The sequence below is a fragment of the Olleya sp. Ti.3.14 genome, from assembly GCF_038154885.1.
GTDB lineage: Bacteria > Bacteroidota > Bacteroidia > Flavobacteriales > Flavobacteriaceae > Olleya.
On record NZ_JBAKAO010000001.1, the window covers coordinates 134,336 to 147,823 of the forward strand.

Genomic DNA, 13,488 nt, shown 5'->3' on the forward strand with positions numbered 1-13,488 from the left:
AATTTCATTTCCATTTAATTTATTAAAAATTTAAGACAAAAAATTATTGATTATCTTTAAACCACAATCAAAAAAACTTTAAATAATGCGTACAATTAAAATTGCTTTACTGCTAATGTCCTTAACAGTAATCTCTTGCAAAGATTCAGGCACCTCTGAAACTACAAAAACTGAAGATTTTATAATCAATTATGAAAAATTCACTTTAAAAAATGGTTTAGAAGTAATCCTTCATGAAGACCATTCTGACCCAATTGTAGCTGTTGCTACCTTAATGCATGTAGGTTCTAACCGAGAAAAACCAGGAAAAACAGGATTTGCTCACTTTTTTGAACATATGTCTTTTAACGACTCAGAGAATGTTCCTGTTGGAGCCAATCGTAAAATGATACCAGAATGGGGAGGAAGTCGTAATGGTGGAACTTCTAATGATTATACTGTATATTATGAAGTTGTACCTAAGGACGCATTTGAAAAAATCATGTGGATTGATTCAGATCGTTTTGGCTATATGATTAACACTGTGACAGAAGCTGCTTTAGAGCGCGAAAAGCAAGTGGTTAAAAACGAAAAACGCCAACGTGTTGATAATGCAGCTTATGGTTATACAGATGAAATTATTAGAAAAAACCTATATCCAGAAGGACATCCTTATAGTTGGACAGTTATTGGTGCCTTACCAGATTTACAAGCAGCAACTATAGATGATGTTAAAGCCTTTTACCAACAATATTATGGAGCAAAAAATGCATCTTTAGTTATTGCTGGAGATATTGATGTTGCCGAAACTAAAAAATTGGTTGAACAATGGTTTGGCGAAATCCCAAGTGGACCAGAAGTTGAAGAGCAAAATTTTGAACCTGTTGTATTAAAAGAAACTAAGTCGTTATACTTTGAAGATAATTTTGCTAAACTACCAGAAATAAGACTAGTGTATCCTACAGTCAAAAATTATCATGAAGACACTTATGCTTTGGATATTTTAGGTCAATTACTTAGCGGAAGCAAAAAATCACCTTTATATAACGTGATTGTACAAGAACAAAAATTAGCACCTAACGTTGGCACTTACCAAAATAGTAGTGAATTAGCAGGCGAATTTGTTTTTAGAGTACGTGCTAATGCAGGAACAGATTTAGATCAAGTTAAGTCTGCTATTGATGATGGTTTAAAACGCTTTGAAACTAACGGAGTAAATTCGGCAGATTTAAAACGCATTAAAGCTCAATTAGAAACAGATTTATATCAAGGTGTAAGTACTGTGTTAAATAAAGCATTTCAATTAGTTCAGGATAACGAGTTTAATGGTGATCCTAGTTTTATTACAGAACGTGCCAAATTAACTAATGCTGTTACAGAAGCAGATATTATGCGTGTGTACAATACTTACTTAAAAGGTAAACATGCTGTAATGACTAGCGTTGTACCAAAGGGACAATTAGATTTAGCTGTAGCTGAAAGTAAAGAAGCAACGGTTTGGATTGAAGAGGTTAAACAAGACGTCGCTAATGAAGAGGTGAGTCAAGGTGAAGAAGCGGTTTACGAGAAAACGCCTAGTAAATTTGATAGAAGCGAACCTGATTTTGGTAAACTTCCGGTATTTAAAGCACCTGCTATTTGGAAAGGTGAGTTAGAAAACGGAATGGCTTTATATGGTATAGAAAATAACGAAGTGCCTTTAGTACAGTTTGATATTACAATTCCTGGTGGACAATTATTAGATCCAAAAGGAAAAGAAGGTGTATCTAATTTATTTAGCGATTTGATGATGCAAGGGACAAAAACAAAAACTGCTGCAGATTTAGAGGAAGCTATTGGGTTATTAGGTGCTAATATTAATATGTATAGTGCAAATGAGGATTTTCATATTACAGGATCGTGTTTAACTAAAAATTTAGACGAGACTATTAAACTAGTTAAAGAGATTATTTTAGAACCACGTTGGGATGCTAGTGAGTTTAGTAGACTAAAACAAGCATTAGAAACCAATTTAAAGGGTAGCGAAGCTAACCCAAATGCAATAGCCTCTAATGTATTTGACCAATTAATGTATGGTAGGGATAATCGTTTTGGAATTAATAGTTCTGGGACTTTACAAAGTACTAAGGATATTACAATGGAAGATTTAAAAGCCTATTACCACAACTTATCACCTAAGGATGCTACATTCCATATTGCTGGAGCGATTAACAAAACGCAAACCATAGCTGCTTTAAGTCCTTTAAAAGCTTGGGAAGGAGATACTATAAATGTACCAACATTAACGGTTCAATCAACTAATACAGGTGGAACACTATATTTTGTAGACGTACCTGATGCTAAACAATCTGTGTTATATATTGGTAAATTAGCGTTATCTGGAAAAGACGAAAATGCTAACAATCTTGATTTTGCTAACGAAATCTTAGGAGGAGGATCAAGTGGTCGCTTATTTCAAACGCTTAGGATAGGTAAGGGTTATACTTATGGTGCGTATTCTGGTATTACAAATCGTGAAGCTGTTAGTCCTTTTGCTATTAGATCAAGTGTTCGTGCCAATGCAACTTTAAAGTCTCTAGAAATCATTAAAAACATGGTTAAAGACTATAAAGAAAGCTTCACAGACACTGAAGTAGAGTTAACCAAAAACAAAATATTAAAAGGTAATACTAGAGCTTATGAAAGTTTAGGTGCACAATTAGGTATTTTAAGACGTATTAGTAAATACAATAAAGACGACAATTTTTTAGACACAGATCAAGACGAATTATTATCTATGAGTCTGGAAAACTACCAAGCAATTATAGACCAATATTTAAACGAGTCTGAAATGGTCTATCTAGTAGTTGGTGACAAAGCTACTCAATTTGAGGAAGTTAAAAAATTAGGTAAACCTGTGGTACAATTAGATATATACGGAAATAAATTATAACCACTCACTATATATAGTACTTAAAAGCACAATGTAATCATTGTGCTTTTTTTATGCTTTAAAATTATTGTATATGTAAATATTGTAAAGGTCTAAGATAATTGTATAATGTATTTAGTGGTGTTTATATTCATCTTTGTAGTATAACAATTAGTAACCCATTAAACACTAAAATTATGAAGCTAATAAGCATATTATTCAGTCTATTTTTTGCTTCCACAATAGTAGTAAACTCTAATGCTGTTAACACTATGGATAATAGAGGTATTACAAAACAAGTCGTTTATGATGGCTATGATGGAAGAATTTTTTACTTCACAGATATAAAAGATAATACAATTATTATTGAAGATATAAACGCAAGTAAAACCTTAAATAATTATAATCTAGAAGCCAATAAACACGTTGGTAAAGCCTTTAATTTAACTGTAAAACAAAGTACAGAGGATAACATTTACAGTGAAATTGAAGTCGTATCTATTAACCTTATAAACCAATAAATTATGAAAGCATTTAAAAACATAAAATTTGCCCTAATCGCACTTATCGCGTTTAGTTGTCAAAACACAGTTAAAGGACAAACTCCTGAGGTTGTTAAACAAGCATTTGAAGCCAAGTATCCAAACGAAAATAATCCAGATTGGGAGGTTGATGCAAATGGTAATTACGAAGCACAATTTAAACAAAATGGAGAAAAATATAGAGCAGATTTTAGTCCTAGCGGAAATTGGATTGAAACCGAATCTAGCATTAAAAAAGATGACTTGCCTAAAGCTATTAGAGACATCATTAAAAAAGAATATGGTAGTGAAGACATTACCGAAGTCGAGTATGTTAATAGTGCGTCAAAAGGCGAATTTTATGACGTAGAGTTTAAGCAAAAAGGTAAAAATAAGGATGTCGAGTTTAGAGCAAACGGAACAATTATAAATTAGTATTGCCTTTAGTTTATAAAGCCCAACTAACTAGGTTGGGCTTTTGTAGTTTTATATTCCAATAGCAACATGATAACCACAAAAACATTTAAGCTTACAAGTTTACCTAAACTATTGTTTACTACAGCAAAGTCTTGGTATAAAAGCGAACCCTTCCAACGTAGCGCAATTGTTGCGTATTACGCCATTTTATCTCTACCAGCTTTAATTATAATCATATTAAATTTAGTAGGATCTGTTTGGGGACGTGATATTGTACAGGGTGAATTGTTAGATGAAATCGCTAAAGCCATAGGTCCTGACACTGCCGAAACTATTCGATTAATGATAGTTGGTCGTGGTAATGAAACCACATCATTATTTACAACAGTCGTTGGTATAGCAACCTTATTATATGGTGCAACAGGAGTGTTTTTTCAGCTTCAAGCTGCTTTTGACAAAATTTGGGATAATGAAGCGGATTATACCAATGGATTTATAGCAACCCTTATTAGTCGTTTAAAAAGCTTTGGTTTTATATTAATTATTGGTTTTTTACTGCTAACTAGTTTTTTACTAACTTCATTATTAAGTACGTTTAGCAATCAATTACAACGCTTTCTTCCGGATAATGTCGTGGAATACTTGTTTGCTTTTGACTTTATAATTTCTATTGGATTTATATACGTATTATTTGCTGCTATGTTTAAGTTTTTACCTTCAGCAACTATTTCCTGGAAGTCCGTTAGGGTAGGAGCTTTACTTACCACCTTACTATTCTTATTAGGTAAATACCTTTTAGCTATATATTTTAATACCATGCAACCAGGATCCACCTATGGAGCAGCAGGTTCTATAATATTAATTATGCTTTGGGTGTCTTATACTAGCTTGATACTATTGTATGGTGCACATTTTACAAAAACCTACGCTAATAGCTTTATTAAGGATTAATATTAGGGGCTTAATATTTAACTAATGTGTCAATATTGTAAAGGACAACAGTAATTGTGTAACAGTTAAAGCAAGCTTTTTTCTGACCTTTGTGTAAAACAAATTCAAACCAATTAATTATAAAACGCTATCCAAATAGCAACACGTTTCTGATTAATTATAAAACATAAAAAGCTGTGATTAAACCAAGAGAAAAAGCACCAGAATTACAAATCAAATTAGTTAACGATACCACATGGAAATTAAGCGATCAATCGCCAGAAAATTTCACATTAGTATTATTTTATAGAGGTAAACATTGTCCTGTTTGCAAGAGTCAATTAGAAGAGCTTCAAAAAAAGTTAGATAAATTTACAGATAGAGGCGTAAATGTTATTGCCATCAGTTCTGATACAGAGGACGTCGCAAAAGCAACACATAAAGAATGGGACATTTCAAACATTCCGTTAGGCTACGATTTTTCAATCGACGAAGCTAGAAAATGGGGATTATTTATTTCTTCAGGAATTAAAGAAGAACCAGAATTATTTACAGAGCCTGGATTATTTTTAATTACACCAGACCAAACCGTGTATTGGGAATCTATCCAATCCATGCCATTTGGAAGACCAGGTTTTAATGATGTTTTAGGTGGTATTGACTACATACTAAAAGCGGATTATCCTGCTAGAGGAGAAGCCTAAAACCTTAGGATTAAATATAAATTTAATTCAACAACACGATTAGCCTTTCATTAAAGGCATTTTAAAACACGCTTACTCATATTAAAGTCCCACTTGGACAGTGCTAAGCGTATCACTAACTTAAATATAAATTTAAATGAGTAATACCACAGATAAAGGATTTAAAACGATTAATCCAGCAACCGAAAAAACAATAAAACAATACGATTACATGACAGAAGACCAAGCTATTAAAGCTGTGGACAATTGTCATGAAGCTTTTTTAGATTGGAAACTAAAATCGTTAGAAGATCGCGCAACCATTATTAAAGCAGTTGGAAAAACGCTATTGGAGGTTAAAGATGAACATGCCGAATTAATGACTCAAGAAATGGGTAAATTAGTGAGTCATAGTCATGATGAAATAGAGCTTTGTGCTGGAATTTGTGAATACACAGCAACTGAAGGTATCAAACAATTACAAGACGAAGTACGTACCATGGAAAATGGTGGAAAAGGAATCATCCAACAAGCACCTTTAGGCGTTATTTATGGTATTCAACCATGGAACTTTCCATTATACCAAGCCATTCGTTATGCGATAGTAAATTTAATGGCAGGAAACGGAGTGTTATTAAAACACGCTAAAAACGTGACAGGATCTGCATTAAAACTTAAAGACGTTTTTGAAAAAGCAGGATTACCTAAAAACCTTTTTACGGTTTTAATTATAGATCACGATACATCTGACAAAATTATCGAACATAAAGCAGTTAGAGGTGTAACGCTAACAGGAAGTTCTAAAGCTGGTGAGTACGTAGCTCAAAAAGCAGCCAAAGCATTAAAAAAGACAGTCTTGGAGTTGGGTAGTAATGATGCCTATTTAGTATTAGACGATGCAGATATTGATTTAGCAGTACAAACAAGCATACAAGGACGTACGTACAATAACGGAGAAACTTGTGTAGCAGCAAAACGTTTTGTGGTAGTAGACAAAGTGTACGACCAGTTTAAAGACGCTTTTGTTAAAGGAATGAAAGACATTAATTTTGGCGATCCTATGGACAAAGATTCTAAATTGGGACCTATGGCTAGAAAAGATTTAAGAGACAAAATTCACCAACAAGTAGAAGACAGTGTAGCTAATGGAGCAACCATTTTATGTGGTGGTACAATTCCTGAGGTTACAGGATATTATTATCCTTCAACTGTTTTAGGCGACGTTAAACCAGGACAACCAGCATATAGCGAAGAGTTATTTGGACCAGTAGCGTCACTAATTAAAGCAAAAGATAACAATGATGCAATGCGAATAGCTAACGACAGTCGTTTTGGACTTGGAGGCGGAATTTTTAGTAAAGACGAAGACAAAGCCATCCAATTAGCAAAAGATCATTTTGACACAGGAATGATAAACATTAACTCTTACGGATTAGCACATCCAAACATGCCATTTGGAGGAATTAAAGACTCTGGTTATGGACGTGAACATGGAGGATTTGGTATCAGAGAGTTTGTAAATTCTAAATCTATTATGCTGAATAATAGCAAATAAATTATAATAGCGTAACAGCTATTGTATATCAAAGATCAAGTTGAAAAGCTTGGTCTTTTTTTTGTTTATGGTGGAATTTTAATGTTGAGGTTTGAATTAAGAATGATAGCAAAAGTTTTTTCAATCCTTTTCACTAAAATCCCTTTGTATTTTGTAGTTTTAATTTTTCTACACAACTAAAATATTGTCAATTTTGTTTAATCTAAATTGAAAAAAATGTAATAAATTATAGGTAGAATAAAATCTCTAAAAATTTCTTATTTAAGAGAAAATTTGAATAAAAATGAAAAACGAAAATCAAATAAAATGTCCTAATTGTGGGACTTCCATAGATGTTCAAGATATTTTATCGCATCAATTAGAAGAGGAAATAAAACAAAAGTATCAGTCGCAAATTGCTGCAGAAAAAAAACGATACGAGAGTCAGCAAGAGCAATTAAAACAAGAAAAATTAGATTTTGAACAAAAGAAAAAGCGCGAGAACGTGTTATTTCAAGAACGTTTAGAAAATCAGCTTAAAGAAGATAAAAAGGAAATTGAAGCGAAACTAAAACTTAAGTTAAAGGAAGAGCAATCGGATCAGTTTGCTGCGTTACAAAAAGAGTTAAATGAAAAGTCTGAACAAGTCAAAGAGTTAAACCGATCCAAAGCTGAAATTGAAAAGCTTAAAAGAGAAAAAAGTGAGCTTAAAGAAGCTGCTGAGGCGGAAGCACAAAAAAAGCTGAACGAGATTTTGATTGCTGAAAAGGAGAAGATTAAAAAATCTGAGGAAGACAAAAACGAATTGCGTTTTAAAGAAATGCAAAAGCAATTGGAAGACCAGAAAAAACTAACCGAAGAAATGAAACGTAAGCAGGAGCAAGGCTCCATGCAATTGCAAGGTGAAGTGCAAGAGTTAGCAATAGAAGAGTGGTTAGCAGCTCAGTTTCCGTTAGATACTATCGAGGAAATTAAAAAAGGTGCTAGAGGTGGAGACTGTATCCAAATTGTACATACTAGAACAGAACAAAACTGTGGTACTATTTACTACGAGAGTAAACGTACAAAAGATTTTCAGCCTAGCTGGATAGAAAAATTTAAAGCAGACATTAGAGATAGAGGAGCCAATATTGGTGTGTTAGTGACTGAGGTCATGCCATCAGATATGGACCGAATGGGTTTAAAGGATGGAATTTGGATTTGTAATTATGACGAGTTTAAAGGGTTGTGTGCTGTGTTAAGAGAAGGAATTTTACAAGTTAATAACGCGATTATCACTCAAGAAAACAAAGGTGATAAAATGGATTTACTATATGATTACCTAACTAGCAACACCTTTAGAATGCAAATTGAAGCAATTGTGGAAGGTTTTACACAAATGAAGTCTGATTTAGAGAGCGAAAAACGATCGATGCAACGTATTTGGAAGCAAAGAGAGAAGCAAATCGAGAAAGTTGTGACAAATACGATAGATATGTATGGTTCTATTAAAGGTATTGCTGGAAATGCAATACAATCTGTAAAAGCTTTGGAATTGCCTGGTTTTGATGAAGATGACGATTAAATATTTCGTTTTTTTACATAGACATTAATTTTTATTTCACTGAAAATCAAATAATAAATGAGAATTATAACTCATTATCTAATTAATGGCACTATACTTGCATAATATTAAGTATTAATAAATAAATTACATTACAATGAGTAGAGGTACAGTAAAGTTTTTCAACGACACAAAAGGATTTGGTTTTATCACTGAAGAAGGAGTAGACAAAGATCATTTTGTACACATTTCTGGATTAATCGATGAGATTAGAGAAGGTGATGAGGTTGAATTTGACTTACAAGAAGGAAACAAAGGATTAAACGCAGTTAACGTAAAAGTTATCTAAGATATATATTCAGTACAATTCAAGAAAAAGGTTGCCTAAAAAGGCAGCCTTTTTTTATGCGCTAAATTTAAGATCTATTTAAAAACAGGATTTAAAAAGATTTCAATCTCTAATGGATTTATTTTGGCATATAATTACAAACAAAAAAAGGTCGTCCAAATGGACAACCTTTTTTATTAATATTTAAAGCGAAGCTTATTTTAAGCTTTCTAATAATTTTTCTGCAACTAACTCAGATGATGCTGGGTTTTGTCCAGTTATTAAATTACCATCTTGAATAGCGTAAGCTGCCCAATCTTCTTTTTTAGAGTAGATTCCACCATTTTTACTTAACATGTCTTCTACTAAAAACGGAACTACGTCTGTTAATCCAACAGCAGCTTCTTCAGAGTTCGTAAATCCTGTTACTTTTTTACCTTTTACTAAAGGTTCACCATTTGTTCCTTTAACACCTTTTAATGCAGCAGGAGCGTGGCATACAAATGCTACAGGCTTCTCTTGTGTGTTAAATTTTTCAATTAAGGCAATAGATGTTGCATCGTTTGCTAAATCCCATAATGGTCCATGACCACCTGGATAAAATACAGCATCAAAATCGTCAGCATTCATGTCTGATAATTTATGTGTATTAGCAATTAATGCTTGTGTTGCTTCGTCATTGTTATAACGCTCAGTATCTTCAGTAGCAGCATCTGGTGAATCACTACTTGGATCTATTGGAGCTGCACCTCCATTTGGAGTGGCAATAGTAATTTTAGCACCTTTGTCTACTAATGTGTAATATGGATTTGCGAATTCTTCAACCCAAAATCCTGTTTTTTTTCCTGTATCTCCTAATTTATCGTGAGATGTCAATACAAATAATACGTTCATAGTTTTTTCTTTTTTAGTTTCTGCTTTTACTTCTGAAACGTTTTCAGAAGGTGTTTTATCCTTACAGCTAGTTGCTGTAATAATGGTTAGCGTTAAGGCTAATGTTTTTATTAAATTCATTTTAATACTACTGAGTATATTTAATAATCATATCAGTTTGAGTGCAGTTAAAAACCTTAGAATTTTTTGCTGTTATAGCACTTTAACTACACCCAAAAATGATAGTATGTTTAGTATGCCATTTTTACAATTTTTTCTACTTTATCTGGAGATAAGTCTTGGTGTTCTCCTAATCCTGTCCATCCACGATCTGTAAAACGTTTTGAGATTTTTTCAGCAGTTCCTTCATAATCGTTAGTGTAATCTGATAATTTAGTATCAATACCTAATTGATGGAAAAAATCTACTGTTTTTTCAATAGCAGCATAGGCTTTATCGTCTGTACTACCTTCTGTAATATTCCAAACACGCTCTCCATATTGCGCTAATTTTTCCTTTTTAGATTCAAAATTAAACTTGTAGTGACTTGGAGCAATTACAGCTAAAGTACGTGCGTGATCAATACCAAACATAGCTGTTAACTCGTGACCCATTGCGTGAACAGCCCAATCTGTTGGTACACCTTTTTGTATTAAACCATTTAAAGCCATAGTACAACTCCACATAAAGTTTGAAGCTGCTTTATAGTCTGTTGGATCTTTTAATACTTTAGGAGCAACCTCTATTAGTGTTTGTAAAATGCTTTCGGCAAAGCGGTCTTGTAGTAACGCACCAATTGGATAGGTCATGTATTGTTCTAACACGTGTGTAAACGCATCAGTTAATCCATTGGCTAATTGACGTTCTGGAATAGAGGTAATTACTTGAGGATCTAATATTGAAAACTCAGGAAATAATCCAGGTCCACCCATTGCAAGCTTTTCTTTAGTTTCTTCACGTGTAATTACTGCTCCAGAATTCATTTCGGATCCTGTTGCTGGTAAGGTTAACACAGTTCCAAATGGCATTCCTTTTTCTGTTCTGATATTTTTAGTTAAAATATCCCAAGGTGTATCACCATCGTAAACAGCAGCTGCAGATAAAAATTTGGTTCCATCAATTACAGAGCCACCACCAACTGCAAGTAAATACGTAATATTTTCATTTTTAATTACTTTTAAAGCCTCCATTAGAGTTGCATATTCTGGATTTGCAGGAATACCTCCAAACTCAGTGACATCAACTTCTGCTAAAGCGGATTTTACTTGGTCGTAAATTCCGTTTTTCTTGATACTTCCTCCACCATAAAGCAATAATACTTTAGCATCTGTTGGAATTTCTTCTTTTAATTTTTCTATGGTATCCTTTCCAAAAATAATTTTGGTAGGATTTTTAAATTCAAAATTGTTCATCTTCTTTTTCTTTTTTGGTTATTATATTTTTACAATCATTTTCCCTTTGTTTTTACCTTCAAATAAATCGATAAAAGCTTGAGGAATATTATCAAAACCATCAACAATAGTTTCGGTATAGGTTAATTTTTCTTCAGCTAACCAACCTGATAATTTTTGGATGGCTTCTGGGAATTTTTCGGCATAATTACTAACAATAAAGCCTTGCATTAAAGCACTGTTTTTAACTAAAAAAGGTTGTACGCTTAATCCAGTAGGCAATTCAGTATTATTATATACTGAAATGGCACCACAAATAATGATTCTTGCGAATTGATTAATACTAAACATTACAGCATCCGAAATTGGTCCTCCAACATTATCAAAATACACATCAACTCCGTTTGGTGCAGCTTCTGCAATTGCAGATTTCATATCTTTAGTGGTATTATAATTGATACCTTCATCAAAGCCGAATTTACTTTTTAGCATCTCGATTTTTTCATCTGTACCAGCAATACCAATAACGCGTAAACCTAGTATTTTTGCTATTTGTCCAACTACACTACCAACAGCTCCTGCAGCTCCAGAAACCACAATAGTTTCGCCTGCTTTAGGTTTTCCTATTTCATTTAAGCCCAAATACGCAGTTAAACCTGTCATACCTAAAACACCTAAATAGGTGCTTAAAGGTGCTTTTTCTGGATCTACTTTATTTAAACCTTCACCATCAGACACTTGTTGTGTAGACCAGTTTAGCATACCAGAAACGTAATCTCCAACTTGAAAATTATCGTTTTTAGATTCTAAAACTTTAGCCACAACACCAGAGTGTACAGGCTCGTTTAACTTAAAAGGTGGAACGTAAGATTTTGCCTCGCTCATGCGTCCTCTTAAATAAGGATCTACAGATACATAAGCTGATTCTAATAAAATCTCTCCATCAGCTATGGTTAACGATTTATTGTCTTCCACAAATTCAAAATTAGAAAGTGTAGGTTGTCCTTCAGGTCTGCTTTTTAATACTATCGTTTTCATATTCAATTTCATTTAAGTTTTATGTTATTCAATAACGGTTACAATCTCATCCATAGGTCTTCTAACCTTAACCAGATTTACTAACCAATCTTCATCTTCTTTTCTGTAACCAATTGGTAATAATACTGCACTACGTAATCCTTTTTCGCGTAAGCCTAAAATTTTATCTACAGCATCTGGCTCAAAACCTTCTAAAGGCGTTGCGTCTACACCTTCAAAAGCTGCAGCAGTTAAAGCCTCCGTAAAAGCAATGTAAGCTTGTTTTGATGCGTGAATAAAGTTTTCTTCTGGATCTTTTTGAGGATACATACTTAATAACATTTGTCGGTAATTTTCCCAACCTTCGTTTTTAAAACCACGAATGTCATTGGTTAAATCAAACATATAATTAATACGTTCTGGTGTATAATGGTCCCAAGCAGCAAATACTAAAAGGTGAGAACAGTCTGTAATTACAGATTGATTCCAAGCAATTGGTCTAATTTGCTCTTTAATGTCTTGATTTTTTACAACAAATATTTCAAAAGGCTGTAAACCTGATGACGTAGGAGCTAAGCGTGCAGCTTCTAAAATACGTTCTACTTTTTCTTCTGGTACGACTTTACCATTCATTGCCTTAGCAGCATATCTCCAATTTAATTTGTCTAATAATTCCATAGTTTTAATTTTTATTTTAGTTGTTTTTTGTAATACGTTGTATTGCGTCTGATGTTATAATAGTATTAGCATGATTAGTGCTATTAGCTAAGTTTAACATGGTTTGTGCAATGGTTTCTGGTTGAATAATTTTATATTTTTTTAAGGAGCCTATAAATAGTGGTTTTAATAATTCAAAAATTGAGATTCCTATTTTTTCAAGTGTGCGTCTCTCTTCGCGTTTTCCTCCAATTAATGAAGGTCTTAAAATAAAGGTCCGGTTGATATCTTGATTTAGGACATCTTGCTCCATTTCGCCTTTAGTTTTATTGTAAAATATATTACTTTTTGCATTGGCTCCCATTGCAGATATAACTAAAAATGTATCTATACCATTAGTTTTAGCAAGCTTTGCAGCAGAAACCGGAATCCCGTAATCTATTTTTTTGTAAAGTGATTTATCTGGTGTTTTACTTTTAGTTGTCCCAATGCAACAAAACACTTGATGTGCAGTAAAATCGTCTTTAAAATCTTCTAGTTTTAATAAATCTCCTATATACTGAGTTACTTTGCTAGGTAATCCCTCTATTTTTGATCGTGAAAATAATTTGATACTTGAATAATCTTTGTCTTCAATTAATTTTTGAAGTAAAATTCCTCCAGTTAAACCTGTTGCTCCTAATATTATTGCTGTTTTATTCATT

13 protein-coding genes are annotated in these 13,488 nt (G+C 33.0%); 8 read left to right on the forward strand and 5 right to left on the reverse strand.

Annotation, left to right across the window (positions count from 1 at the left end):
• The first annotated feature begins 85 nt into the window (after positions 1 to 85).
• The 8 genes from V6251_RS00625 (at position 86) to V6251_RS00660 (ending at position 8,867) form a co-directional block, all read left to right on the forward strand.
• Entirely contained in the window at positions 86 to 2,911 is a 2,826-nt protein-coding gene (locus V6251_RS00625; protein ID WP_341586527.1) for a M16 family metallopeptidase, read from the forward strand.
• 176 nt (positions 2,912 to 3,087) lie between these two features.
• A complete protein-coding gene (locus V6251_RS00630; RefSeq protein ID WP_341586528.1) occupies positions 3,088 to 3,411 on the forward strand; it encodes a hypothetical protein in 324 nt (107 codons plus the stop codon).
• Positions 3,412 to 3,414: 3 nt separating this feature from the next.
• Positions 3,415 to 3,846 (forward strand): PepSY-like domain-containing protein, encoded by a 432-nt coding sequence (locus tag V6251_RS00635; RefSeq protein ID WP_341586529.1) that lies wholly within the window; start codon positions 3,415 to 3,417, stop codon positions 3,844 to 3,846.
• Positions 3,847 to 3,915: 69 nt separating this feature from the next.
• Complete coding sequence (locus V6251_RS00640; RefSeq protein WP_341586530.1) at positions 3,916 to 4,779, forward strand: YihY/virulence factor BrkB family protein; 864 nt, start codon at positions 3,916 to 3,918, stop codon at positions 4,777 to 4,779.
• A gap of 176 nt (positions 4,780 to 4,955) precedes the next feature.
• On the forward strand, positions 4,956 to 5,462 hold the full coding sequence (locus V6251_RS00645) for a peroxiredoxin-like family protein (protein WP_341586531.1): 507 nt from the start codon (positions 4,956 to 4,958) through the stop codon (positions 5,460 to 5,462).
• Positions 5,463 to 5,598: 136 nt separating this feature from the next.
• Positions 5,599 to 6,996, forward strand: a complete 1,398-nt coding sequence (locus V6251_RS00650) for an NAD-dependent succinate-semialdehyde dehydrogenase (RefSeq protein ID WP_341586533.1) — start codon at positions 5,599 to 5,601, stop codon at positions 6,994 to 6,996.
• A gap of 283 nt (positions 6,997 to 7,279) precedes the next feature.
• Complete coding sequence (locus tag V6251_RS00655; protein ID WP_341586534.1) at positions 7,280 to 8,539, forward strand: DUF2130 domain-containing protein; 1,260 nt, start codon at positions 7,280 to 7,282, stop codon at positions 8,537 to 8,539.
• Between the two features lie 136 nt (positions 8,540 to 8,675).
• On the forward strand, positions 8,676 to 8,867 hold the full coding sequence (locus V6251_RS00660; RefSeq protein ID WP_145001677.1) for a cold-shock protein: 192 nt from the start codon (positions 8,676 to 8,678) through the stop codon (positions 8,865 to 8,867).
• Between the two features lie 195 nt (positions 8,868 to 9,062).
• On the opposite strand, the gene V6251_RS00665 is transcribed toward V6251_RS00660, so the two are convergent.
• The 5 genes from V6251_RS00665 to V6251_RS00685 all read right to left on the reverse strand — a co-directional run bounded on the left by V6251_RS00665 (position 9,063) and on the right by V6251_RS00685 (position 13,487).
• Positions 9,063 to 9,860 carry a type 1 glutamine amidotransferase domain-containing protein gene (locus tag V6251_RS00665; protein WP_341586535.1) on the reverse strand — a complete coding sequence of 266 codons (798 nt, stop codon included), beginning with the start codon at positions 9,858 to 9,860 and terminating at the stop codon, positions 9,063 to 9,065.
• A 110-nt stretch (positions 9,861 to 9,970) separates the two neighbouring features.
• Positions 9,971 to 11,131 (reverse strand): iron-containing alcohol dehydrogenase, encoded by a 1,161-nt coding sequence (locus V6251_RS00670; protein WP_341586536.1) that lies wholly within the window; start codon positions 11,129 to 11,131, stop codon positions 9,971 to 9,973.
• A gap of 21 nt (positions 11,132 to 11,152) precedes the next feature.
• Positions 11,153 to 12,148, reverse strand: a complete 996-nt coding sequence (locus V6251_RS00675; protein ID WP_341586537.1) for an NADP-dependent oxidoreductase — start codon at positions 12,146 to 12,148, stop codon at positions 11,153 to 11,155.
• A 24-nt stretch (positions 12,149 to 12,172) separates the two neighbouring features.
• A complete protein-coding gene (locus V6251_RS00680; protein WP_341586538.1) occupies positions 12,173 to 12,805 on the reverse strand; it encodes an NAD(P)H-dependent oxidoreductase in 633 nt (210 codons plus the stop codon).
• A gap of 16 nt (positions 12,806 to 12,821) precedes the next feature.
• Positions 12,822 to 13,487, reverse strand: coding sequence for an NAD(P)H-binding protein (locus V6251_RS00685; RefSeq protein ID WP_341586539.1), 666 nt, complete (start codon positions 13,485 to 13,487; stop codon positions 12,822 to 12,824).
• Position 13,488 lies beyond the last annotated feature (1 nt).

Bases quoted from the DNA above. Each gene is read 5' to 3' on its own strand.
- V6251_RS00625 (WP_341586527.1), top strand. From the start codon at position 86: ATGCGTACAATTAAAATTGCTTTACTGCTAATGTCCTTAACAGTAATC.
- V6251_RS00630 (WP_341586528.1), top strand. From the start codon at position 3,088: ATGAAGCTAATAAGCATATTATTCAGTCTATTTTTTGCTTCCACAATA.
- V6251_RS00635 (WP_341586529.1), top strand. From the start codon at position 3,415: ATGAAAGCATTTAAAAACATAAAATTTGCCCTAATCGCACTTATCGCG.
- V6251_RS00640 (WP_341586530.1), top strand. From the start codon at position 3,916: ATGATAACCACAAAAACATTTAAGCTTACAAGTTTACCTAAACTATTG.
- V6251_RS00650 (WP_341586533.1), top strand. From the start codon at position 5,599: ATGAGTAATACCACAGATAAAGGATTTAAAACGATTAATCCAGCAACC.
- V6251_RS00655 (WP_341586534.1), top strand. From the start codon at position 7,280: ATGAAAAACGAAAATCAAATAAAATGTCCTAATTGTGGGACTTCCATA.
- V6251_RS00660 (WP_145001677.1), top strand. From the start codon at position 8,676: ATGAGTAGAGGTACAGTAAAGTTTTTCAACGACACAAAAGGATTTGGT.
- V6251_RS00665 (WP_341586535.1), bottom strand. From the start codon at position 9,860: ATGAATTTAATAAAAACATTAGCCTTAACGCTAACCATTATTACAGCA.
- V6251_RS00670 (WP_341586536.1), bottom strand. From the start codon at position 11,131: ATGAACAATTTTGAATTTAAAAATCCTACCAAAATTATTTTTGGAAAG.
- V6251_RS00675 (WP_341586537.1), bottom strand. From the start codon at position 12,148: ATGAAAACGATAGTATTAAAAAGCAGACCTGAAGGACAACCTACACTT.
- V6251_RS00680 (WP_341586538.1), bottom strand. From the start codon at position 12,805: ATGGAATTATTAGACAAATTAAATTGGAGATATGCTGCTAAGGCAATG.
- V6251_RS00685 (WP_341586539.1), bottom strand. From the start codon at position 13,487: ATGAATAAAACAGCAATAATATTAGGAGCAACAGGTTTAACTGGAGGA.